The 21,570-nt window shown below is 64.0% G+C and carries 23 protein-coding genes; 16 read left to right on the top strand and 7 right to left on the bottom strand.

Annotated elements, in window-relative coordinates; translation table 11 throughout:
- The 3 genes from OJJ21_RS16110 to OJJ21_RS16100 form a co-directional block, all read left to right on the top strand.
- On the top strand, positions 1–721 hold a 721-nt coding region (locus tag OJJ21_RS16110), incomplete at its 5' end, for a substrate-binding domain-containing protein (RefSeq protein ID WP_297687722.1).
- 58 nt (positions 722–779) lie between these two features.
- Positions 780–1,247, top strand: a complete 468-nt coding sequence (locus OJJ21_RS16105) for a nuclear transport factor 2 family protein (RefSeq protein ID WP_297687720.1) — start codon at positions 780–782, stop codon at positions 1,245–1,247.
- Positions 1,248–1,287: 40 nt separating this feature from the next.
- A complete protein-coding gene (locus tag OJJ21_RS16100; RefSeq protein WP_297687718.1) occupies positions 1,288–1,959 on the top strand; it encodes an SOS response-associated peptidase in 672 nt (223 codons plus the stop codon).
- A gap of 14 nt (positions 1,960–1,973) precedes the next feature.
- On the opposite strand, the gene OJJ21_RS16095 is transcribed toward OJJ21_RS16100, so the two are convergent.
- The gene (locus OJJ21_RS16095; RefSeq protein WP_297687716.1) at positions 1,974–2,726 is read right to left on the bottom strand and encodes an SDR family NAD(P)-dependent oxidoreductase; all 753 of its coding nucleotides are present in this window, start codon (positions 2,724–2,726) and stop codon (positions 1,974–1,976) included.
- Positions 2,727–2,838: 112 nt separating this feature from the next.
- Between OJJ21_RS16095 and OJJ21_RS16090 the strand changes: the two genes are divergently transcribed.
- Together OJJ21_RS16090 and eutC are read left to right on the top strand one after the other, a co-directional pair.
- Positions 2,839–4,227, top strand: coding sequence for an ethanolamine ammonia-lyase subunit EutB (locus OJJ21_RS16090; RefSeq protein ID WP_297687714.1), 1,389 nt, complete (start codon positions 2,839–2,841; stop codon positions 4,225–4,227).
- Positions 4,220–4,960, top strand: coding sequence for an ethanolamine ammonia-lyase subunit EutC (gene eutC, locus OJJ21_RS16085; protein ID WP_297687713.1), 741 nt, complete (start codon positions 4,220–4,222; stop codon positions 4,958–4,960). Before OJJ21_RS16090 ends, eutC begins: the two co-directional genes overlap by 8 nt.
- Here eutC and OJJ21_RS16080 read toward each other — a convergent pair.
- Both OJJ21_RS16080 and OJJ21_RS16075 read right to left on the bottom strand, forming a co-directional pair.
- Positions 4,950–6,374, bottom strand: coding sequence for an FMN-binding glutamate synthase family protein (locus OJJ21_RS16080; protein ID WP_297687711.1), 1,425 nt, complete (start codon positions 6,372–6,374; stop codon positions 4,950–4,952). The two genes, eutC and OJJ21_RS16080, sit on opposite strands and share 11 nt — an antisense overlap.
- Positions 6,375–6,483: 109 nt before the next feature.
- Complete coding sequence (locus OJJ21_RS16075; protein WP_297687709.1) at positions 6,484–7,875, bottom strand: class II fumarate hydratase; 1,392 nt, start codon at positions 7,873–7,875, stop codon at positions 6,484–6,486.
- A 316-nt stretch (positions 7,876–8,191) separates the two neighbouring features.
- Between OJJ21_RS16075 and OJJ21_RS16070 the strand changes: the two genes are divergently transcribed.
- The gene (locus OJJ21_RS16070) at positions 8,192–9,244 is read left to right on the top strand and encodes a methyl-accepting chemotaxis protein (protein WP_297687707.1); all 1,053 of its coding nucleotides are present in this window, start codon (positions 8,192–8,194) and stop codon (positions 9,242–9,244) included.
- Between the two features lie 48 nt (positions 9,245–9,292).
- Here the strand turns inward: OJJ21_RS16070 and OJJ21_RS16065 are convergent, their stop codons facing one another.
- From OJJ21_RS16065 to OJJ21_RS16055, 3 genes are read right to left on the bottom strand one after another with little or no spacing between them, the layout of a single operon-like run.
- Entirely contained in the window at positions 9,293–10,204 is a 912-nt protein-coding gene (locus tag OJJ21_RS16065) for an SAM-dependent methyltransferase (RefSeq protein ID WP_297687705.1), read from the bottom strand.
- Positions 10,201–10,626 carry a type II toxin-antitoxin system VapC family toxin gene (locus OJJ21_RS16060; RefSeq protein WP_297687703.1) on the bottom strand — a complete coding sequence of 142 codons (426 nt, stop codon included), beginning with the start codon at positions 10,624–10,626 and terminating at the stop codon, positions 10,201–10,203. Before OJJ21_RS16060 ends, OJJ21_RS16065 begins: the two co-directional genes overlap by 4 nt.
- Positions 10,627–10,635: 9 nt before the next feature.
- The gene (locus OJJ21_RS16055) at positions 10,636–10,881 is read right to left on the bottom strand and encodes a plasmid stabilization protein (RefSeq protein WP_297687702.1); all 246 of its coding nucleotides are present in this window, start codon (positions 10,879–10,881) and stop codon (positions 10,636–10,638) included.
- Positions 10,882–11,311: 430 nt separating this feature from the next.
- Between OJJ21_RS16055 and OJJ21_RS16050 the strand changes: the two genes are divergently transcribed.
- The 10 genes from OJJ21_RS16050 (at position 11,312) to OJJ21_RS16005 (ending at position 20,510) form a co-directional block, all read left to right on the top strand.
- Entirely contained in the window at positions 11,312–11,584 is a 273-nt protein-coding gene (locus tag OJJ21_RS16050; RefSeq protein WP_297687701.1) for a hypothetical protein, read from the top strand.
- Between the two features lie 311 nt (positions 11,585–11,895).
- Positions 11,896–12,387 (top strand): 30S ribosomal protein S6, encoded by a 492-nt coding sequence (gene rpsF / locus OJJ21_RS16045; RefSeq protein ID WP_297687700.1) that lies wholly within the window; start codon positions 11,896–11,898, stop codon positions 12,385–12,387.
- Positions 12,387–12,677, top strand: a complete 291-nt coding sequence (gene rpsR, locus OJJ21_RS16040) for a 30S ribosomal protein S18 (RefSeq protein WP_297687699.1) — start codon at positions 12,387–12,389, stop codon at positions 12,675–12,677. The genes rpsF and rpsR overlap by 1 nt, the downstream gene beginning before the upstream one ends.
- Positions 12,678–12,722: 45 nt before the next feature.
- Positions 12,723–13,706, top strand: a complete 984-nt coding sequence (locus OJJ21_RS16035) for a DUF2232 domain-containing protein (protein ID WP_297687698.1) — start codon at positions 12,723–12,725, stop codon at positions 13,704–13,706.
- On the top strand, positions 13,706–14,260 hold the full coding sequence (gene rplI / locus OJJ21_RS16030) for a 50S ribosomal protein L9 (protein ID WP_297687697.1): 555 nt from the start codon (positions 13,706–13,708) through the stop codon (positions 14,258–14,260). Before OJJ21_RS16035 ends, rplI begins: the two co-directional genes overlap by 1 nt.
- Before the next feature lie 288 nt (positions 14,261–14,548).
- A complete protein-coding gene (locus tag OJJ21_RS16025; protein WP_297687696.1) occupies positions 14,549–16,012 on the top strand; it encodes a replicative DNA helicase in 1,464 nt (487 codons plus the stop codon).
- Between the two features lie 118 nt (positions 16,013–16,130).
- On the top strand, positions 16,131–16,610 hold the full coding sequence (locus tag OJJ21_RS16020) for a chemotaxis protein CheW (RefSeq protein ID WP_297687694.1): 480 nt from the start codon (positions 16,131–16,133) through the stop codon (positions 16,608–16,610).
- Between the two features lie 101 nt (positions 16,611–16,711).
- Positions 16,712–17,230, top strand: a complete 519-nt coding sequence (locus tag OJJ21_RS16015; protein WP_297687692.1) for a Spy/CpxP family protein refolding chaperone — start codon at positions 16,712–16,714, stop codon at positions 17,228–17,230.
- A gap of 97 nt (positions 17,231–17,327) precedes the next feature.
- Entirely contained in the window at positions 17,328–18,134 is an 807-nt protein-coding gene (locus OJJ21_RS16010) for a ZIP family metal transporter (RefSeq protein ID WP_297687690.1), read from the top strand.
- A gap of 147 nt (positions 18,135–18,281) precedes the next feature.
- Entirely contained in the window at positions 18,282–20,510 is a 2,229-nt protein-coding gene (locus tag OJJ21_RS16005) for a methyl-accepting chemotaxis protein (protein WP_297687688.1), read from the top strand.
- 11 nt (positions 20,511–20,521) lie between these two features.
- On the opposite strand, the gene OJJ21_RS16000 is transcribed toward OJJ21_RS16005, so the two are convergent.
- Positions 20,522–21,448, bottom strand: a complete 927-nt coding sequence (locus OJJ21_RS16000) for a DMT family transporter (RefSeq protein ID WP_297687686.1) — start codon at positions 21,446–21,448, stop codon at positions 20,522–20,524.
- Positions 21,449–21,570: the final 122 nt, after the last annotated feature.

Genomic DNA, 21,570 nt, shown 5'->3' with positions numbered 1-21,570 from the left:
GTCCGGCCTGTTCGGTCATATCCTGCCGATCTTCACCAAAAAGACCGGCATCCAGGTGCGCGTGGTGGCGCAGGGCACCGGCCAGGCACTCAAGACCGGCGAAAAGGGCGATGCCGACGTGGTCTTCGTGCACGATCCGGTCGCCGAGCAGAAATTCGTCGATGCCGGCTTCGGCGTCGACCGCCGCCTGGTGATGTACAACGACTTCGTCATCGTCGGCCCGAAAAGCGATCCGGCCAAGGTCGGCGGCAGCAAGGATGTGATCGCCGCCTACAAAAAGATCGCGGCCTCCAAGTCACCCTTCGCCTCGCGCGGCGACAGCTCGGGAACCCACGCCGCCGAACTGCGCATCTGGAAGCAGGCCGAGATCGACGTGAAGACCGCCGGCACCGGCTGGTATCGCGAGACCGGCTCAGGGATGGGCCCGACGCTGAACACGGCGGCCGGGATGAATGCCTATGCCTTCACCGATCGCGGCACCTGGCTCAGCTTCAAGAATCGCGGCGACCTGGTCATCAGCGTGCAGGGCGACGTGAAGCTGTTCAACCAGTATGGCGTCATGCTGGTCAATCCGGCCAAGCACGCCCATGTGAAGGTGGCCGAAGGCAAGGCCTTCATGGACTGGATCACCTCGAAGGAAGGCCAGGACGCCATCGCCGCCTACAAGATTGAGGGCGAGCAGCTGTTCTTCCCGAACTACAAGCCGGGCGTGAACAGCTAGTCGGCATTTACGGCACCATGGTTTCCTTCTAGCATTCCGGAAAATGCAGGAGGAAACCATGGATACCCAGGCGATGCTGCGGGCCTTCAGCGCGGCGGTGCAGAACCGCGACGGCACAGGCTTTGCCGCGCTGTTCACCGAGGATGCCGTCTATCACGATATCTTCTACGGCGCCTTTCACGGCCGGCAGAAGATCGCCGAACTGGTCGACGACTGGTTCTACCGCACGGCGGAAGACTTCCGCTGGCACCTGCACGATCCGGTGAGCAACGGCACCACGCTCTATGCTCGTTATACCTTCTCATACAAATCCCTGCTGCCCGAGGCGCAGGGCCGGCGCGTGATGTTCGAGGGCGTCGCTATCTTCACGCTGAAGGACGGCCTGATCGCCGATTACCGCGAAGTGGCCAATGCCGGCCCGGCCCTGCTCGACCTCGGCTTCGCGCCCGAACGGGTGGCGAAAATCCTCACCCGCGCCGGTGCCGAACTGAAAAGCCGGGCCGAGGCGCGCCCGCATCTGAGCTAGGCTCTAGCCCGACTCGGGCGCGATCCGCTATGCAGAAGGCATGTGCGGACGCTTCAGCCTGACCAAGCCCCTCGACGATCTCGCGGCTTTCTTCGAGCTGTATGAGCTGTTCCAGAAGCCCAACCTGCAGCCGCGCTGGAATATCGCGCCGACGCAGAAAACCGCTGTGGTGCGGACCCAGGCCGGCAGGCGCGACATCGCCCTGCTGCGCTGGGGCTTCGCCGGCCCCAACAATGCGCCGCTGATCAACGCGCGCGCGGAAACCGCCAGCAGCAAACCGACCTTCGCGGAGGCCTTCGCCCAGCGCCGCTGCCTGATCCCGGCCGACAGCTTCTATGAATGGCAGGCCATCGAAGGCCAGAAGCAGAAACAACCATGGCGCATCGGCCTGAAAGGCGGCGGGCTGTTCGCCTTTGCCGGCCTGTGGCAGCCCGAAGCCGCCTTCGGCAACGAGGACTGCTTCACCATCCTGACGACGGTAGCGAATGACTACCTCGCACCCCTGCATGAGCGCATGCCGGTGATCCTGCCGCGCGAACAGTTCGGCCTGTGGCTCGACCCGGCCACGCCGCGCCCGATCCTGCAGCGCCTGCTGCAGAGCTATCCGGCCGCCGAAATGGCGCGCTATCGCGTCACGCCGGTGGTGAATGGCGTGAAGACGGACGGGCCGGAATGTTTCGCGCCGCTCAATGCCGCGCTCAAGGTCGCTTAAGACAGCACCAGTACTTAAGACAGCAACTGGCCGCCATCGGCCGCCACGGTCTGGCCGGTGACCCAACTAGCCGCATCGGAGCACAGGAACAGCGCCACATTGGCCATCTCTTCCACCCGCCCCATGCGGCCGAAGGGAATGTTGCCCAGCATCCTGTTATAGAGCGCCGGATTCTCGGTCCTGGCCTTGTCCCAGACACCGCCCTCGAACTCGATGGAGCCCGGCGCCAGACAGTTCACCCGGATATTGCTTTTCGCCAGGTTCAGCGCCTGGGTCATGGTCAGCTGGACCAGAGCCGCCTTGATGGCGCCATAGGGCGGATTGCGCCCCGTGGGTATCAGGGCGGCAATGGACGAGACATGCAGGATGCTGCCGCCGCCGGCCTTCTGGATATGCGGGATCGCCGTCTGGCTGGCGCGGACACTGCCCATGAGATCGACATTGATCGCGGCGGCCCAGCCCGCCTCGTCATCGGTTGTGCCAAAGCCCGAGGCATTGTTGACCAGGATGTCGATGCCGCCGAGTGCGGCGGCGGCCGCCTCGACATAGCCGATCACCGCCGGGCCATCGCCCAGGTCGCAGGGTGCTGTGTGCACCTTGGCGCCCGTCTGTTTCAATGCCGCTTCCGCGTCGCGCAGGCCGGCTTCGCCGCGGGCGCAGATCGAAACGGCAGCACCCTCTTGCGCGAAAGCCAGCGCAATCGCGCGGCCAATGCCACGGCTGCCGCCTGCCACCACAACGCGTTTTCCCTTGATACCGAGATTCATGTCGCACTCCCTTGCTGTCGATCAGCTTGGCCCGGCTGAAACCGTCCTGCAAGCCACGGACGGTTTCTGGTATGCTTCTTGCTGAATTCTGCCGGACCCGAAAGGTGATCTGATGCCCGGCTTTGCCGCCACGCTGAACGGAACCCGTTATGTCTTCGCCGATCTGAAGGCGCTGCTGGCCTGTGCCTCGCCGCTGCGCTCGGGCGACCAGTTGGCCGGTATTGCCGCTGAGACTGACGAACAGCGCGTGGCGGCAAAAATGGCACTGGCCGATCTGCCGCTGCGCCATTTTCTCGATGACGCCCTGATCCCCTATGAGGAGGATGAGGTGACGCGGCTGATCGCGGACAGCCATGATGCCGCCGCTTTTGCGCCGGTGGCCCACCTCACCGTCGGCGAATTCCGCGACTGGCTGCTGTCCTACCAGGCCGATACGGGCGCGCTGGCGAAGCTGGCGCCCGGCCTGACACCGGAAATGGTCGCCGCCGTTTCCAAACTGATGCGCAACCAGGACCTGATCGCTGTGGCGGCGAAATGCCGCGTCATCACCGGCTTCCGCACCACGCTCGGCCTGCCCGGTCGCCTGGCCAGCCGGCTGCAGCCCAACCATCCCACCGACGATGCCGAAGGCATCGCGGCGGCGCTGCTCGACGGTCTGCTGTTCGGTATCGGCGATGCGGTGATCGGTATCAATCCGGCCACCGACAGCGTGCCCGATGGCATCCGCCTGCTCGACATGCTGGAAACGATCCGCCAGCGTTTCGAAATCCCGACGCAAAGCTGCGTGCTGGCCCATGTCACCACCAGCCTGCAGATGATGCAGCGCGGCGCGCCGGTCGATCTGGTGTTCCAGTCGATCGCCGGCACCGAGGCCGCCAATCGCGGCTTCGGCATCGATCTCGCCATTCTGAGGGAAGCACAGGATGCAGCCCTCGGCCTGAAGCGCGGCACGGTCGGCAGTAACGTGATGTATTTCGAGACCGGCCAGGGCAGCGCGCTGTCGGCCAATGCCCATCATGGTGTCGACCAGCAGACACTGGAAGTGCGCGCCTATGCGGTGGCGCGGGCGTTCAAGCCGCTGCTGGTCAACACTGTGGTCGGCTTCATCGGTCCGGAATACCTGTTCGACGCCAAACAGATCATCCGCGCCGGCCTGGAAGACCATTGCTGCGGCAAGCTGCTTGGTCTGCCGATGGGTGTCGATGTCTGCTACACCAACCATGCCGAAGCCGATCAGGACGACATGGACAGCCTGATGACCCTGCTGGGCACGGCCGGCGTGAATTTCCTCATCGCGGTGCCGGGTGCCGACGATGTGATGCTGAATTACCAGAGCCTGTCGTTCCACGACGTGCTCGGCCTGCGCCATCTGCTGAAACTGCGGCCGGCGCCGGAATTCGAAGCCTGGCTCGGCCGCATGGGCATGCTGAGCGAAGACGGACGCCTGCCGCCGCCGGCTGCCGACAGTGCCGCGCTCCGCCGACTTATCTCCTATGAATGACGTGACGAAAGACATCTGGGCGCGCTGGCGGGCAACAACCAGGGCGCGCATCGGTCTTGGCCGCAGCGGCGATGCGCTGCCCACCGCACCTTTGCTGGAATTCCAGGCCGCCCACAGCCGCGCCCGCGATGCCGTGCATGGTGCTGTTGATTTCGCTGCACTCGCCGCCGCGTTGGCACCGCATCCCAGCCTCGCCGTGCACAGCCAGGCCAGCGACCGCACCGCTTATCTGCGCCGTCCCGATCTCGGCCGCCGCCTCGATCCGGCCGGTATCGATGCGCTGTCAGCTGCGCGTGGCGACTATGATGTGGCCTTTGTCATCGCCGATGGCCTGTCGGCGCGTGCCGTGGATACCCATGCTGCAGCCGTGCTGCGGCTTTGCCTGGAAAAGCTGGCAGGCTGGCGCATCGCGCCCATCGTGCTGGCCGCACAGGGCCGTGTCGCGCTGGGCGATGAGATCGGCGAAAGCCTGAATGCCGCGGCCGTGGCCGTGCTGATCGGTGAACGGCCCGGCCTGTCGGTGGCGGACAGCTTAGGGATTTACCTGACCTGGGCGCCGCGCCGCGGCCGCGCGGATTCAGAGCGCAATTGTATCTCCAATATCCATGGCGCCGGTATGAGTCATGCGGCGGCCAGCGATCTGCTGGTCTGGCTGCTGCGCGAATCCCGCCGCCGCAAACTCAGCGGCATCGACCTGAAAGTCGATCCCGCGGCGGCACTGCCTACAGGATAAGATCGCCGCCATGGACGCGGACATGCTGTCCCTTCAGTTCGCGCACCGACCGGCAGCCGCAGGCATGGGCGATGGCTTCCACATCATGCTGCACGGCCTTGGCGTAATTGGCCACGCGCACGGCCTTCAGCGTCGGATCGAGGCCGCGCATGAAGCGCGGGTCGTTCGAGGTGACGCCCGTCGGGCAATGGCCGGTGTTGCATTTCATCGCCTGGATACAGCCGAGCGAAAACATGAAGCCGCGCGCCGAGACCACGTAATCCGCGCCCATGCATAGCGCCCAGGCCACCTTGTCGGGCGTCAGCAGCTTGCCCGAGGCGACCAGGCGGATACGGTTGCGCAAGTCGTAGCTGCGCAGCTTCTGCGCCACCATCGGCAGTGCCTGCACGATCGACTGCCCGACATAATCGGCGAGCGGCGCCGGCGCCGCGCCGGTGCCGCCCTCGGCGCCGTCGATCTGGATGAAATCCGGCGCTTCTGTCGGGCGGGTGCTCATATACTCGAAGAATTCGTCGATGAATTCGAAGCTGCCGACCGCCATCTTGATGCCGACCGGCTTGTCGACGATCCTGCGCACGCGGTTGATCAATGCGATCAGCGTGGGAATATCGGTGATGTCGTGATGGCGGCTGGGCGAGATCGACGCCTTGCCGGCTTCGATGCCGCGGATTTCGGCGATCTCCGGTGTCACTTTCGAACCCGGCAGGATACCGCCGCGGCCCGGCTTGGCGCCCTGGCTCAGCTTGATGCAGAACATCTTTACCTGGTCGAGTTCCGCGATCCTGCGCAGGCGCGCTTCGTCCAGGTTGCCGTTCTGGTCGCGCACACCGTACTTGGCCGTGCCGATCTGGAAGCAGATGTCGCAGCCGCCCTTGACATGATAGGGCGACAGGCCACCCTCGCCGGTATCCATCCAGATGCCGGCCATCGCCGCACCTTCGGACAGCGCGGTGATGGCGGCCGATGACAGCGCGCCATAGGACATGCCGGAGATATTGAAGAAGCTTTTCGGCTTGTACGGCTTGCCGACGATACCCTTGCCGATCCAGCGGCCGGTGAAAGTCTCCGCTTCCTCGTCATTCACCGGAAAAGCGGAATGCAGGAAATAGATATGACCGGGCTGCTGCGCATCGACCTCGGAGCCGAAGGCGACGTAGTTCGACACGCCCTTGGCGGAGCGGTAGACCCAGGCGCGGGTCAGGCGATTGAACGGACGTTCTTCCCAATCGGCGGTGAACCAGTACTGGCGAAAATATTCGCCGAGATTCTCCATGATGTAGCGAAAGCGCCCGTAGATCGGGAAATTGCGCCGGATCGCGTGGTCGCGCTGAATCCAGCGGTCGTAGATGTAATACCAGCTCATCGTGCCCATACCGAGCAGCACGACGGCGGCCAGGACATACCAGCCGATCATTGACCTCTCCCACCCTCCGGCGCCGCCTCATGCCGGGCGACTTGGACGCCAGTCTAGCACAATCAGGAATAGCGGACCGGTATTAACATTCGATAACAGCCGCGCGTGGTTACGGACGCGGCCCCAGCATGCTGCGCGGATCGGCCAGGCGATCGTAATCCTCGGCCGTCAGGAAACCCAGATCGATGGCAGCCTGTTTCGGGCTGGTGCCCTCGGTGAAGGCCTTGTTGACGATCTGCGCCACCTTGTCATAGCCCAGATGCGGATTGAGCGCGGTGGCCAGCATGATCGAATGTTCGACATTCCTTTGCAGCGTGGCGGTATTGGGTTCGATCCCGGCCACCATGTCGCTGCCGAACACCGTGGCGGCATCGGCGAGCAGATCGACCGAGCGCAGCACGTTGTGCACGATCACCGGCTTGGCGACATTGAGTTCGAAATGACCTGCGGCGGCGGCATGGGTCACCGTCACATGATTGCCCATCACCTGGTAGCAGACCTGCAGCAGGGCTTCGGCCAGCGTCGGGTTGCGCTTGCCCGGCATGATCGAGGAAGTGAGACCGTCATGCGGCAGCACCAGTTCCGCCAGGCCGGCGCGCGGCCCCGAACCGAGGAAGCGGATGTCGTTGGCGATCTTGGCCAGTGAAACCGCAAGCGTGTTCAGCATGCCGCTGGTTTCCATCAGTGCATCATGCGCGCCCATGCCTTCGAATTTGTTGGGATTGGTCACGAAAGGCAGGCCGGTGAGTTTCGCCAGCGCGGCGGCAAAGGCGATATCGAAACCGGCCTTGGCATTCAACCCGGTGCCGACCGCGGTGCCGCCCTGCGCCAGCGGATAGAGGCGCACCAGCGCCTCCTGCGCACGCACGATGCCTAGTTCGACCTGACGCGCCATGGCGCCGAAGCCCTGGCCGAGCGTCATCGGCGTGGCATCCTGCAGATGCGTGCGCGCGATCTTGGCGATGTCCTTCCAGTCGCCGGCCTTCGTCGCCAGCTGCTTGTGCAGGCCCTGCAGCGCCGGGACCAGGCGATGGGTGATCTCCAGCACGGTGACGATATGCATCACGGTGGGGAAGCTGTCGTTCGACGACTGGCCGCGATTGACATGGTCGTTCGGATGCACCGGCTTCTTGGTGCCGAGCGGCTGGCCCAGCAGCTCGTTGGCGCGGTTGGCGATCACCTCGTTGGCATTCATGTTCGTCGCGGTGCCGGAGCCGATCTGCCAGACCGGCAGCGGAAAATGATCGTCGAATTTCCCTTCCGACACTTCGCGGGCGGCCTGCTGCAGCGCATCGACGATCTCGGGCGGCAGCTCGTTCAGCCCGGCATTGGCCTGCGCCGCCGCAAGCTTCTGCAACCCGATGGCATGCACCAGCGCCGGCGGCAACTTCTCGCTGCCGATGCGGAACAGCGTCAGGGCGCGCTGGGTCTGGGCGCCCCAGTAGCGTTCGGCCGGAACTTCGACGGTTCCGAAGGCATCGCGTTCCTGACGGGTCGGCATGGGGAGGGTCCTTTCTGTCTGTTCTGCCAAGATAGGGTAGTGCGGTGCGGGTTATAATTATGCCTAGGTATTGCCCATCTATGACGGGCATGTTGCACAATATTACGGCACACCCGGAATTCCATTTGTAAAACCCGCAAGGAATATGGGTCGACATGTCAGCGATTTGAATACAATGCTGGCCTTAACCCCGAATCCATGCTGCCCCACTATCCGTTAGAACAAGGGCAGAGTGACGCAGGGGATAGGCCGTATACGCGGCATGTATCCTGCATTGAGATTCGGGTCTCGCTATCCATCCAGAGTTATAAAAACAATGACTGCACAGACTCACCATCTGCAGGTGCATCAGCTTATCGACGGCATCGAACGCGACGTCCAGGAATTCGGCGCCAATAACGAAGATATCGCCTTCCAGACCACGCTGCTGGCGCTGAATGCCTCAATCGAGGCGGCACGCGCCGGCGAGGTCGGCCGCAGCTTCGCCGTGGTGGCCCAGGAGGTGAAGGCGCTGGCCAACCAGGCCTCGGACAATTCCAAACGCTTCCGCGACGTGGTGCTGACCCGCATCAATGAATCCAAACGCGCGGCGGAAACCATCGTCGACCAGATCGTGAAGGATCTGGAAGGGCCGCGTCTCAGCGACATGGCGCAGACCATGGTGCAGCTGATCGTGCGCAATCTCTACGAACGCACTTGCGACTGCCGCTGGTGGGCCACCGACGATGCCATGTGGCAGGCACTGGAGACTCCCTCCGACGAATTATACGCCCGTGCCGGCGAACGGCTGGGCATGATCAACCGTTTCTACACCGTGTATCTCAATCTGGTGCTGGCCGATGCGAAAGGCCAGATCGTCGCCACCTCCAACCCCCAGCAGTTTCCGCGCGCCGCGCGCGCCAATGTTTCGCGCACCACGTGGTTCCAGCAGGCGATGCAGTCGCGCAGCGGCGACGACTATATCGTCGACGACATCAGCCAGAGCGGCAGCCACGACAACAAGGCGGTGGCGGTCTATGCCGCCGCGGTGCGCAGCGGTGGCCAGATTCACGGCGAACCGCTTGGCGTACTGGGCGTGATCTTCGACTGGGACAAGCAGGGCAAGAGCATCGTCAAGGACGAACCCTCCCTAAGCCCGGAAGAATGGCAGCGCACGCGCGTGCTGCTGCTGGATGCCAAACGCCGCATCATCGCTTCCTCCGACAACCAGAATGTCTACCAGGCCTTCCCCCTGCAGGATGAAGACAAGCAGCGCGGCTATTACTACCTGCCTGACGGCACGCTGGTGGCCTTCGCCCGCACCATCGGCTACGAAACCTACGATGGTCTGGGCTGGTACGGCGTGATCAGCCAGGCACCGCGCAGTTAATTGCAACCCTCCTTTTCATTGTCGTCCCGGGCTTGACCCGGGATGACGTCATTGAGGCTTGCGCCACAGCCAGGTCAGCTCGTGCTTGTTGTGATGCAGGTGCAGCAGGCGGCTGCCGGGGATGGCGGCGAAGGCGTGCGCCGTCTCGAAATCGGTCTCGCCCTGGAATTTCAGCGTGCAGACCGCATTGCGCACATCGGATGAGGCGAGCCAGCGCTGCACCAGCCTGAGCAGCCGCGCCGGATAGCAGATCACATCGGAGCAGAGCCAGTCGACGCACGGGAATTCCTTCGGCTCCAGCGCGAAGGCGCTGCCCTGTTTCCATTGCACGGTTTTCATCGCCGCCACATTCGGCGCCAGCGGCGCCTTGTCGATGGCGGTAACGGTCGCGCCGAGCGAACCCAGCACCCAGGTCCAGCCGCCCGGCGAGGAACCGAGATCGAGGCAGATATCACCGGGCTTCGGGAGTTCCGATCCGAATTCCAGGCGATGCCGCGTCAGGCCTTCCCAAAGTTTGAGATAGGCGCGGCTCGGCGGGCCCTCGCGATCCTCGTTGAAAGCGAATTCGCCGTTCGGCATCGGGCTACTGCACCGCGCGGCATAAAGCATGCGGTCCGGTGCCAGCAGGGTGAAGCTGCCGAGCGGCGCGGTCGGCAGCGGCGTGCCGAAATTCAGCGGCCTGGCCGAGACATGCGGCAGCTTTTCGGTGATCAGCTTTGCCCGGCCATGATGCAGTGGCGCATAGGCCGACCAGTTGCGCTGAATGCCTTTCAGCTTCGTCGCCGCATCGCCGATGGACGCGATCTGCGTTTCCTGCACATCGAACCAGGTGTTGGCTGACCAGGCGCAAGCTCCTTCCCCGTCCGCCAGCATCAATCGACCATGCTCCGAGCGCAGCCGGGCGCCCAGCTCGATGCGCAGCTGCTCCTCGAAACCCTCGGCGGCGAGATAGGCGATCACCGTCCGGTCTCCCACGGATTCACCATGTCTATCCCGCAATCGGCGAAGTCCCTCACGTTGCGCGTCGCCACCGCCGCGCCGTGGGCGCGGGCGATGGCGGCAATTTGTGCATCGAAAAACGGCAGCGGTCGTCCCTGCCTGCGGCGGTCGGCCATCAGCAGCGCATATTCCAGCGCCGCGGCCTCATCGAAAGGCAGGATGCGACCACCGAGTTCTTTATCGAAATAATTGCTGAGCGCATCCAGCATACGCTCACGGCGCGTTCCGGCCGGCAGAATGCGCGCACCATAAAACATCTCGGCCACCGTGATGCTGGTGGTGCAGAGCGCATTCGCATCCTGCATGAACAGCCAGACCCAGATCGGCTCCGCGGTCTCCGGTCGCATCAGGGCAGAAGCAACATTGGTATCGAGAATGATCACGCCAGCCACTCAATCGAATTTCGGCGGCTCGCGTCCCATTTCGCGCGGCGGGATTTCCAGTTCGACATCCTCCAGTCCGGCAAACCGCTTGCGGACCGCTTCCCAGAAATCGGCGCCGGTCATCGGCTCGGTGGCGAGTGTGCTGCGCAGGATCTCGCGCAGCTCCTGCTCCATCGAGCGGCCGTGCCGGCTCGCCCGCTGGCGCAGCCGGTTTTTCAGGTCGTCGTCGATATTACGGATCACGATGCTGGCCATCGGGCTTAACCTCTCAGCAAAATGATATCATTGATATCACTGATATCAAAATCGGCTTAAACTGCCTAATCTGACCTTATTTATGCTTATTGCGGCCTTATCCCTGCTTAACCTCGGCTTATCCGGGGCTTCATCCTGGCTTGTAACCGGCTTACCCGGCGCTATTCCGGGTTATTCCCCGTTCAGGTGGACCAAACCAATTACATACAATGTTACTCACTTCGCAGGCCCAAATCAGAACATAACAAGAATATCGTAATCCGGGCCACACCGCCACTCCAACCCGCCACCCTGTCGAAAATGACCGTTACGGACCAGTTATCTTTCTTGGGCAGTCCCGCATTGCGGTAAAAAAGCTTAAGCCTTGAGCGCCAAAATAGCATTTGCCATTTGAAGATATTAGGCTGCGACTTGGGATCGGGGGCAAACAATGGCAAGCAGCGAAAAGAAAAAGCGCGTTCAAGCACTCAAAGTGAACCAATGGTTGAAGGATTGGAATTCCGTCAAATTCTCTGAGGAGGACCATCGCCGCAAGCCTGAACCAAGCTTCTTTATCCTTTCCATTCCAGCCATCGAACTGAAAGGCCTCTGCGGCATCAGTCGCCGTCAGGCCAAAGGCGTCAGGCCCCGCGCCGCAGATCTGGGAATTCAGCGTCAGCATGAAGAGGAGCGGTCCGAAGAGATTCAGCGCTTTGTAGACTAGTGAAAAGTACTTTTAGTACATTGGGCGGCACAGGCATCGACGAAGTCGATGGCGGCCGCAATGCTCGTCACGCCACTCAAGAGTTAATTCTCGTCTTACGGCCAATTTAATAGTTAATTCAATAGCTTAAATGATGCACCCGATGCCTTTGGGCGCAACGTGCAAACCCACCTTGCCAGCCTGTGGAAAATCGCTATAGTCCGCGCCCTCACATAGCTCCTTGCTGGGATTCAGTGAATCCCGGCTAGGCCCGATCCGTCGCCGCATGGTGCGTCGCCGCCGGGCCGCCAAAGCCAGAAGGAGAGCTGCCGATGGCGTTCTACGAGAACGTTTTCATCGCGCGTCAGGACATCTCGACCACCCAGGTCGAGGCGATGGCCGCGCAATTCACCGATATCATCAAGGCCCAGGGCGGCGAGGTCTCCAAGACCGAGCAGTGGGGCCTGCGCAACCTCAGCTACCGCATCAAGAAGAACAAGAAGGGCCATTATGTCCTTCTGAACATCACTGCGTCGGGCGCTGCGATTGCCGAAATGGAGCGCAACATGCGCATCCATGAAGACATCCTGCGCTACCTGACGGTGCGCGTCGACAAGCTGGAAGAAGGCCAGTCGGCCATCCTGCAGAACAAGGATCGCGGCGAACGCGGCGACCGTCCGGAGCGTGGCTTCGGTGATCGCGGCTTCGGCGGCGGCCGCGGCTTCGGCGGCGACCGGGGTGATCGCGGTGGTGATCGCGGCGAGCGTCGTCCGCGTTTCGAACGTGAAGAGTCGGCTCCGGCCGCTGGTGGGGAGAGCGCCTAATGTCGAGCACCGGTACCTCTACTGAGCGTGGCGGCAAGCCCGCCGGTCGCGGCGGCGCAGGTGGCGCCCGCCGTCCGTTCTTCCGTCGTCGCAAGACCTGCCCGTTCTCCGGCGCCAACGCGCCGAAGATCGACTACAAGGACGTGAAGCTGCTGTCGCGCTTCATCTCCGAACGCGGCAAGATCGTTCCGTCGCGGATCACCGCAGTATCGGCCAAGAAGCAGCGCGAACTGGCCCAGGCCATCAAGCGCGCGCGCAACCTGGCCCTGCTGCCGTTCGTCATCAAGTAAGGCCACCCCGGGCCCTGTGAGGGGACCGGAACCGGACCTGCAGCCATGATGACACGCAGTCTGATCTTCGGCAGCCTCGCTGGTGCAGCGAGCGCGGTGCTGGTGCTGACCGCCGCAAGCGGTCCGCTCGGTATCCTGCTCGGCTACCTGGCGCCGCTGCCGTTGTTCTTCGCCGGCCTGACCCATGGCGTGACCGCCGTGGGGATCGCCGGCGTGGTCGGCGCGCTGATCAGCGCGCTGAACGGACTGCTGGCCGGCGGCGTCTATCTCGTCACCTTCGCGGCCCCGGTCGTGCTGGTGGTGCGGCAGGCGCTGCTCGCCCGCCCGGCTCATGAGGCGGCCACCGAAGCCGGTTCCCAGGCCGAGGTCAGCAATGACCTGGAATGGTATCCGGTCGGCCGGCTGGTGCTGTGGCTCACCGGCTGGGCGCTCGGCCTGTTCGGCATGGCGCTGCTGCTGACGGGGGACCGCGAAGGCGGCCTGCCCGGCATGCTGCAGCCGCTGCTGGTGCAGTTCCTCGCGGCGATGCCGCAGGGCGCTGCCGACCAGGCTGCCGATCTGCCGGCCGTGGCCAAGCGTCTGGCCAGCCTGATGCCGGCGGTGTTCGGTGTCAGCTGGCTGGTGATGATGACGATCAACGGCACGCTCGCACAGGGCATGGCGTCTCTGCTGAAGCAGAACCGCCGGCCGACGCCGGTCTACCGGGCCCTCACCCTGTCGCGGCCGCTGGCCGTGGCGCTGGTGGCGGCCCTGCTCGGCGCCTTTCTGCTGCCGGGCGATGTCGGCTTCATCGGCGGCACGGTCGCTGCCATTCTCGCCTTCCCCTTTTTCCTGCAGGGGCTGGCGGTGGTGCACGGGCTGGCGACACGTGTCGCCCTGCCCGGTCTGGTTCTGGCCGCTTTCTACGCGGTCTTGGTCGTGGCTGGCGCACTGGTCGGTATACTGGTGGTCATCCTGGGTTTCATCGAAGAATGGGCGGGTTTCCGCCGGCGGTTCGCCGGGGCCGGAGCCAGCCAGGAGAAGAACTAATGGAAGTGATCCTGCTCGAACGCGTGGAAAAGCTCGGTCAAATGGGCGAAGTGGTGAAAGTGAAGGACGGCTATGCCCGTAACTTCCTGCTGCCGCGCAAAAAGGCCCTCCGGGCCACGACAGCCAACAAGGCGGTTTACGAGAAGCAGAAGGTGCAGCTCGAAACCCAGAACCTGGCCAAGAAGGGCGAGGCCGAGAAGGTCGCCGCCAAGATGGCCGGCGTCAGCGTCACCCTGCTGCGCCAGGCCGGCGACAGCGGCCAGCTGTTCGGCTCGGTGAGCGCCCGTGACATCGCCGATGGCGTCACCGCCGCCGGCTTCACGATCAGCCGCCAGCAGATCAACCTGGGCGCCCCGATCAAGACGATCGGCGTGTACAGCGTGACCGCTGCGCTGCATCCGGAAGTCGTCGTCGAGGTGAAGGTGAATGTCGCCCGCTCCGAGGCCGAGGCCGAGAAGCAGGTGGCTGCCGAAAGCCTGCTCGACGAGGGCGTGACGCTCGAAACCGAAGCGGCGGAAGCCGCCGAGGCCGAGGACGAGGCCGCCGAGGCGTAAGCCTGGCCCCTTCCAAAGCCAAGCTGCGAAACGACTCGGGCCGGCAGAAATGCCGGCCCGTTTGCTTTATTATACATATGAAGGGCGCCTGTGGATTACTGGTGCTAAGATACTGATTAGTCGACTCGACTTATCCACGGATCGAAACCGGTGGACAAATTTCAGGTTTGACTCGCACTGCGCTGGCAGATTGCCGTTAATGCGCCCCGCGCCAGCATGGCGAAACAGAACCGTCATCGTGCGGTCATCGAAACTGATCGTCAGAACTCAGGCTTGGAAGAACTCGCAATGGCCGTTGTGACTTCATTTACCGCCCCGACCGCCACCAGCGACCCAGCCACGACCGAACCCACATTCCGCATCCAGCCGCATAACCTCGATGCCGAGCAGGAACTGCTGGGCGCCATCCTGGTCAACAATGAAGCCGCCATGAAGGTGTCCGGTTTCCTGCAGCCGGAGCATTTCTTCCACGAGGCGCATCGCCGCATCTACCAGGCGACGCTGACCCTGATCGAGCGCGGCGAGATCGCCAACCCGGTCACCCTGAAGGCCTATTTCGAGCGCGACGAGGTGATCACCAAGGCCGGCGGCACCACCTATCTCGCCCGCCTGGCCGCCGCCGCCACCACGGTGATCAACGCCGAGGATTACGCCAAGGTGATCCATGACCTGGCGCTGCGCCGCCAGCTGATCGGCATCGGCGAAGAGATGGTGAACCGCGCCTACGATCCCAAGGTGGACGAGGCGGCCACGCACCAGATCGAGGAAACCGAACAGCGGCTGTTCAAACTGGCCGATGAAGGCAGTTCGGAAGGCGGCTTCGTCTCGTTTCGCGATTCCGTCATGGAATCGGTCCGGTCGATCGACGCGGCCTGGAAGAAAGGCGGCCTTTCCGGCGTGACCACCGGCCTGCGCGACATGGACAAGATGCTGGGCGGCATGCATCCGTCCGATCTGGTCATCCTGGCCGGGCGGCCGTCGATGGGCAAAACCTCGCTGGCCACCAACATCGCCTTCAACGCGGCCCGGTCCGGTACGCCGGTGGCCTTCTTCAGCCTCGAAATGGCGTCCGAACAGCTGGCCACCCGTATCCTGGCGGAAGAAACCGAGATCCCGTCGGAGAAGCTGCGGCGCGGCGACATCACCGACGACGAATTCACCCGCAAGATCGTGCCGGCCTCCAAGGAGCTGGCGCAGCTGCCCTTCTATATCGACGATACCGGCGCGATCTCGATCTCGCTGCTGCGCAGCCGCGCGCGCCGCCTGAAACGCACCAACAATATCGGCATGATCATCGTCGACTACCTGCAGCTGGTGCGCGGCAGCAATTCGCGCCGCAACGACAATCGCGTGCAGGAAATTTCCGAAGTGACGCAGGCGCTGAAGGCGCTGGCCAAGGACCTCAATGTCCCGGTGATTGCGCTGTCGCAGCTGAGCCGCGCGGTGGAAAGCCGCGACGACAAGCGGCCGCAGCTGTCTGACTTGCGTGAATCAGGCGCCATCGAGCAGGACGCCGACGTGGTGATGTTTGTGTACCGCGAAGAGTATTACGAGATGCGCAAGCAGCCCACCGAAGGCACGCCCGAGCATCTCGAATGGCAAGGAAAAATGGACCGTATCGCCAATCTGGCGGAAGTGATCATCGGCAAGCAGCGTCATGGCCCCATCGGCCGCGTCGTTCTGCATTTCGAGAGCGCTTTCACCAAGTTCAGCGACCATATCCAGAGCGATCATCTGCCGGACGCGTACTGAGCGCCGGCCTCGCAGCCGGATATTCCGCGAATCTTCCGACCCGTTATTGGAAATTAACTCGGCGGCATGGCCGGACCGGAGTAAGCCGATGCCATACTGACTGGCTGGAGCTTTGATCATGACCGACCGTACTGACGCCCTTCTCATCAATGTCGGCGACCAGACCTATGCGCTGCCGCTGCTGCAGATCCAGGAAATCCGCGGCTGGTCGCCGGTCTCGCCGTTGCCCAATACCGACAGCGCCTGCCTGGGCGTGCTGAACCTGCGCGGCCATGTGCTGCCGGTCTTCGATGCCCGGCCGATCCTGGGCAAACCGACTGCCCCGCCCACGCCGCAGGATGTCATCGTGGTGGCGGTGATGGACGAGAAGCCGCTCGGCCTGCTGGTCGACAGCGTCTCGGATATCATCGAGATCGAGGCCGACAAGATCAGCCGCGCCGACCAGGGCGAAGCCTGGTCGTCGGGCCTGATCGATGGCATCGCCACCGTGGGCGAACGCCTGGTGCCGCTGCTGGCCTTGCAGAAACTCACCGGCAGCCGCATGCCCGCACAATTACCGAACACGGCTCCGGCGATGGAGCTGATCGAGGCGGCTTAACCGCCAAAAACTCTGCTGCCGCAGGATTTGCGGACATGCCGCGTGTTGCTTGGGGACGGTGACGGAAACGCCATCGCCCCTTTCCAACTCAGGAGTCCCCCATGTCCGCTCGCCACCTGCTCATCGCTGCCAGTGTCCTCGCCACCGGTTTTGCCGGCGGCCTTGCCCTCGCGCAGCCCGCGCCCCTGACGGCACCGCCCGCAGCGCAGGAGCAACACATCAACCATCCAGGCCCGGCCCGCTTCATCGAAGGCCGTATCGCCTTCCTGCGTACCGAACTGAAGCTGACGCCGCAGCAGACGCCGCTGTTCGATACGCTGGCCAGCGAGATGCGCCGCAGCGCCACGGCGATGCAGGAGCATCATGCCCAGCGCCAGCAGGCCAGCGCGCAAAAGCAGACTCCGGCCTCGGCGCTCGAGAAGCTGGAACTGCGCAGCGCCATGATGAAGGAAGCCGTCGCGGCGCAGGACCGCTACCTGACCGCCTTCCGCCCGCTCTACCAGTCGCTGACCGAGGAGCAGAAGCAGACGGCCGACCAGCTGCTCGCCCAAGGTGGCGGCATGGGCGGCCCGATGGGCAAGGGCATGATGGGTGGCCATCACGGCCCGCGCCATCACTGACCTGTAACGGCGATCACCGTCGCCATGACGGGGCCCTGCGGGGCCCCGTTTTTTTCGGACCTGTCGCAGGCGGCGGGGTCCGTGCTAGAGAAACGGCATGGACCTCGCGACTGCCGTTCCGCCTGTCTCCCCCTTCATGCTCGGTGTGCTGGCCAGCGTGGTTGCCGGTTTCGGCGCCACCACGCTGGGTGCCGTGCCGGTGCTGTTCCTGGCCAGCATGAAGGAAAACACGCGCAACCTGCTGCTGGCCTTTGCCGCCGGTATCATGCTGGCGGCCACATTCTTTTCGCTGCTGCTGCCGGCGCTGGACCATGCCGCGCAGAGTCTGGGCAATGCCAGCGGTGCTGCCCTCGGCGTGATTGCAGCCCTGCTGACCGGCGCCGTGGTGATGCATCTGGCGCACAGCCTGGCGCCGCACGAGCATTTCGGCATGAAAGGCCGCGAAGGGGCCGATGCCTCGCGGCTGGCCCGCGTCTGGCTGTTCGTGATCGCCATCGCGCTGCATAATTTCCCCGAAGGCCTTGCAGTCGGCATCGGCGCCGCCAGCGGCGATCTCGCCAGCGGCATGGGCGTCACCTTCGGCATCGGGCTGCAGAACCTGCCCGAAGGCCTGGCCGTCGCGGTGGCTCTGCGCGGCGAAGGCTATACCCGCAAGGCGGCCTTCCTGGTGGCCGCATTGACCGGCGCGCTGGAACCGCTGGGCGGCGTGGTCGGCGCCGGCGCGCTGGCGCTGTCGGGCGGACTGCTGCCCTGGGCACTGGCTTTCGCAGCCGGCGCCATGCTGTTCATCATCTCATCGGAGGTGATTCCGGAAACCCATCGCCACGGCGTCGAGCGCGGCGCGACCACTGCGCTGTTCGGCGGCTTCGTGGTGATGCTCTATCTGGACGTGGCGCTGGGCTAGAATTGCCGTGGCCGGGCGATCTTTCGCCCTGCAGCCGTGGCGAACGTCCGGGTTCCCTGCCGCAGCCCAAAGCTGTAGAATGCCACCCACTGGAATACCAACGATAAACGGCGCGGGCCAAAGAGCCATGCGTTATCAGGAGGAATCATGGCGTCGCAGAATTCGACTGCAACCCTCTCTATTGGCGGCCGCATCAATCTCGGTTTCGGCATCGTCATCGTGCTGTTGCTGGTGGTCGCCGGCGCCGGCATCTTCGGTGTCAACAACGCCCGCCAGCTGTTCAATAAATTCGACGCCACCTCCGATGCCACCCGCACCGTGCTGCGGGCCGAGCGCGATATCATCGACCTGAGCCGCAACGTGCTGCTCTATACCGACCGCGACAGCCAGCCGGGACTGGAAACAGCCCGCAAGCTGCTGCAGGCGATTCCGGAATCCCTGCAGGGCGCCGAAAAGGACGCCGATGCCAATGAAAAGCGCGTGCTGGAGGAAATGCGCGAGCTGATCCGCCAGTTCGGCGCCGTGATCGATGAAACGGTCGCCGCCCGGGCCGAGTATAACGGCGTGTTCCAGAAGGATGTCGTGCCGGCCAGCACGCTGATCCGTCAGATTCTGCCGCAAATGATCCAGACATCGGTGGCAAGCGGCGATTTCCAGACCGCCTATGAGGCCACCCGGGTTTCGGAAACGCTGAATGCCATCGGCGCCGCCGCCTATCAGTATCTGTATCGGCCGCGGCCTGAACTGCTGGCCCGCGTGCAGCAGCTGACGACGGAGATCGCCACCCAGAGCAACGCCCTGGCCGAACGGCTAATCACCAAGGGCCAGATGACCGCTGGCGAGGAACTGAAGGAAGCCACCACCGCCTATTCGGAAGGGCTGGTCAAGGTGATGACCACCATCGGCCGCATCAGCACCGACATGGCCGACCGCATGTCCAAAAGCGCCATCGGCGGCATCGAACGCGCCAATACGCTGGCGGCCACGCGCAGCCAGGAGCTGGACAGGAATGCCGCCGACATGCACGGCAATCTGGGCATCACTCTGACCACGATCAGCGTGCTGGCGCCGATTACCCTGATCGCCGCCCTGATCGCCGCCTTCCGGATCGGCCGCTCGATCCGCCGGCCGATCGTCGACCTGACCGAGACGATGGGCGTGCTGTCGACCGGTGATTACAGCGCCGCCGTCAACGGGCTGGAGCGCGGCGACGAGATCGGCCGCATGGCCAAGGCCGTGCAGGTGTTCAAGGAGAACGGCCAGGAAAACGAGCGGCTGCGCCAGCAGGTGGAAAAGGAGCGCGAACAGCGTGACCGTGACCGCGCCACGCAGGAAGCCGAGCTCGACCGCTCGGTGGGCATGGTGGTGCAGGCCGCCGTCGCCGGCGACCTGACCCAGCGGATCGACACCGCCAGCCTGCAGGGCGTGATGCGCAAACTGGGCGACGGCATCAACAGCCTGGTCGGCAGTGTCGGCACCGCCATCGACGAGGTGGGCCGCGTACTGGCCTCAATGGCCGGCGGCGACCTGACCCGGCGCGTGGACGGCCATTACGAAGGCGTGTTCGCCACGCTGAAGGACAACGTCAATACCACCAACGAAAAACTGGCCGGCACGGTGACCGGCATCGCCGAAGCGGCCAGCGCCGTGAACGAGGCCTCGTCGGAAATCTCGACCGGCAGTCAGGATCTGGCCAGCCGCACAGAATCGCAGGCCGCCAGTATCGAAGAAACCGCCGCCTCGATGCATGAGATCACCACGACCGTGAAGCAGAATGCCGACAACGCCCAGGCCGCCAACCAGCTGGCGGTGGCCGCCCGCGACACGGCGGAGAAAGGCGGCAGCGTGGTGGCCGACGCGGTGACGGCGGTGACCCAGATCGAGGAGAGCGCGCGCAGGATTTCCGACATTGTCGGCCTGATCGACGAGATCGCCTTCCAGACCAACCTGCTGGCGCTGAACGCTTCGGTCGAAGCCGCCCGCGCCGGCGAGGCCGGCAAGGGCTTCGCCGTGGTGGCGCAGGAAGTGCGGGGCCTCGCCCAGCGTTCCGCCAATGCCAGCAAGGATATCAAGGCGCTGATCACGGCTTCCAATGCGCAGGTGAGGACCGGCGCCAGCCTGGTGCAGCAGACCGGCAGCAGCCTGGACGAGATCGTCAATGCGGTGAAGAAAGTGGCCGATATCGTGGCCGAGATCGCCGCCGCTTCGCGCGAGCAGGCGACCGGCCTCGACCAGATCAATACGGCTGTGGGCAGCATGGACGAGATGACCCAGCGCAACGGCGCGCTGGTGGAAGAAACCAGTGCCTCGGCCCAGGCGCTCGCCGGGCAGGCGCGGGAACTGACGCGGCTGGTCGGCTTCTTCCGGGTCGCCTAGGCCAGGGCCTGCTACGGGCGTTTCCACTCCGCCAGCAGGATGCCGCCGAGCACGAGCACCAGCGCCACCACGTGATACAGCGCCAGTTCCTCGCCCAGGATCAGCATGGCGAAAGCGGTGCTGAACAGCGGCATCAGGTTGGTGAACAGGCCGGCCCGCCCTGCCCCGATCAGTTCGACGGCGCGGATGAAGAAAATCTGCGACAGCAGCGACGGGAAGATCGCGACGTAGAGCAGCACCAGCCAGCCCTTCCAGCTGGGCAGGAAGAATTCGCCGGCCACGATCTCGGCGCCGAGCAGGATGATCGATGAGATAGCGGCGGCCGGCGCCAGCGCCGCGAAGAAGACCAGGCTGGGCACCAGCGGCCGGTTGCGCAAGAGCACCGAGTAGCCGGCATACAGCACGGTGGCGATCAGGATCAGGATATCGCCGCGGTTGATGGTGAGCGACAGCAGGGTGGCGAAATCGCCCTTTGCCGCCGTCACCACCACGCCGATCATCGAAACCAGCATGCCGATCCATTGCAGCAGACGCACGGGCTGGCCGAAGACCATCAATGCGCCGATGAAGATCATCGCCGGCATCGCCGCGTTGATGATGCCGATGTTGATGGCGGTGGTGGTATGCGCTGACCAGTAGAGCAAGGTGTTATAGGCGGTGTAACCCATGGTCCCCATGAGCACGAGATAGCCCAGGCGCGGCTTGAGCACCGGCCAGTGCTCGCGCAGGCCGCGGCCGCTGACCGAGAACATGATACTGGCGACGATCAGCCAGCGCAGGCAGGTCAGCGAGGCTGGCGAAATCTCGCCCACGGCCAGGCGGCTGACCACCGAATGGCCGCCCCACATGGCGGTGGTGAGCACCAGCAGCAGGTAGGGATTGGCGAAAAGACCGGCGGCAAGACCGGAAGATGGCTGGGACTCTGGCGGGGCGGACATGACTTTTCCCTGGGCGATACACATGCAGGACGGCGTCTGTGCCGCCGGCTGCACCTTCTGCGACGTCGCCCTCTTCCGTGGCCCGCCCCCCAATCCGGACAGTTTCGCCTGCGCCCCCTGTA

The sequence above is a fragment of the Ferrovibrio sp. genome, assembly GCF_025869515.1.
In the GTDB taxonomy this organism is placed as follows: domain Bacteria; phylum Pseudomonadota; class Alphaproteobacteria; order Ferrovibrionales; family Ferrovibrionaceae; genus Ferrovibrio.
This window is presented reverse-complemented; position numbering and strand designations above follow the sequence as displayed.

What these genes read in the sequence shown, in the direction of transcription:
- OJJ21_RS16050 (WP_297687701.1), top strand. Translation starts at nt 11,312, where the DNA reads ATGGCAAGCAGCGAAAAGAAAAAGCGCGTTCAAGCACTCAAAGTGAAC.
- OJJ21_RS16005 (WP_297687688.1), top strand. Translation starts at nt 18,282, where the DNA reads ATGGCGTCGCAGAATTCGACTGCAACCCTCTCTATTGGCGGCCGCATC.
- OJJ21_RS16105 (WP_297687720.1), top strand. Translation starts at nt 780, where the DNA reads ATGGATACCCAGGCGATGCTGCGGGCCTTCAGCGCGGCGGTGCAGAAC.
- OJJ21_RS16100 (WP_297687718.1), top strand. Translation starts at nt 1,288, where the DNA reads ATGTGCGGACGCTTCAGCCTGACCAAGCCCCTCGACGATCTCGCGGCT.
- OJJ21_RS16055 (WP_297687702.1), bottom strand. Translation starts at nt 10,881, where the DNA reads ATGGCCAGCATCGTGATCCGTAATATCGACGACGACCTGAAAAACCGG.
- OJJ21_RS16015 (WP_297687692.1), top strand. Translation starts at nt 16,712, where the DNA reads ATGTCCGCTCGCCACCTGCTCATCGCTGCCAGTGTCCTCGCCACCGGT.
- OJJ21_RS16025 (WP_297687696.1), top strand. Translation starts at nt 14,549, where the DNA reads ATGGCCGTTGTGACTTCATTTACCGCCCCGACCGCCACCAGCGACCCA.
- OJJ21_RS16020 (WP_297687694.1), top strand. Translation starts at nt 16,131, where the DNA reads ATGACCGACCGTACTGACGCCCTTCTCATCAATGTCGGCGACCAGACC.
- OJJ21_RS16010 (WP_297687690.1), top strand. Translation starts at nt 17,328, where the DNA reads ATGGACCTCGCGACTGCCGTTCCGCCTGTCTCCCCCTTCATGCTCGGT.
- eutC (WP_297687713.1), top strand. Translation starts at nt 4,220, where the DNA reads ATGAATGACGTGACGAAAGACATCTGGGCGCGCTGGCGGGCAACAACC.
- OJJ21_RS16035 (WP_297687698.1), top strand. Translation starts at nt 12,723, where the DNA reads ATGATGACACGCAGTCTGATCTTCGGCAGCCTCGCTGGTGCAGCGAGC.
- rplI (WP_297687697.1), top strand. Translation starts at nt 13,706, where the DNA reads ATGGAAGTGATCCTGCTCGAACGCGTGGAAAAGCTCGGTCAAATGGGC.
- OJJ21_RS16090 (WP_297687714.1), top strand. Translation starts at nt 2,839, where the DNA reads ATGCCCGGCTTTGCCGCCACGCTGAACGGAACCCGTTATGTCTTCGCC.
- OJJ21_RS16095 (WP_297687716.1), bottom strand. Translation starts at nt 2,726, where the DNA reads ATGAATCTCGGTATCAAGGGAAAACGCGTTGTGGTGGCAGGCGGCAGC.
- rpsR (WP_297687699.1), top strand. Translation starts at nt 12,387, where the DNA reads ATGTCGAGCACCGGTACCTCTACTGAGCGTGGCGGCAAGCCCGCCGGT.
- OJJ21_RS16070 (WP_297687707.1), top strand. Translation starts at nt 8,192, where the DNA reads ATGACTGCACAGACTCACCATCTGCAGGTGCATCAGCTTATCGACGGC.
- OJJ21_RS16000 (WP_297687686.1), bottom strand. Translation starts at nt 21,448, where the DNA reads ATGTCCGCCCCGCCAGAGTCCCAGCCATCTTCCGGTCTTGCCGCCGGT.
- rpsF (WP_297687700.1), top strand. Translation starts at nt 11,896, where the DNA reads ATGGCGTTCTACGAGAACGTTTTCATCGCGCGTCAGGACATCTCGACC.
- OJJ21_RS16075 (WP_297687709.1), bottom strand. Translation starts at nt 7,875, where the DNA reads ATGCCGACCCGTCAGGAACGCGATGCCTTCGGAACCGTCGAAGTTCCG.
- OJJ21_RS16080 (WP_297687711.1), bottom strand. Translation starts at nt 6,374, where the DNA reads ATGATCGGCTGGTATGTCCTGGCCGCCGTCGTGCTGCTCGGTATGGGC.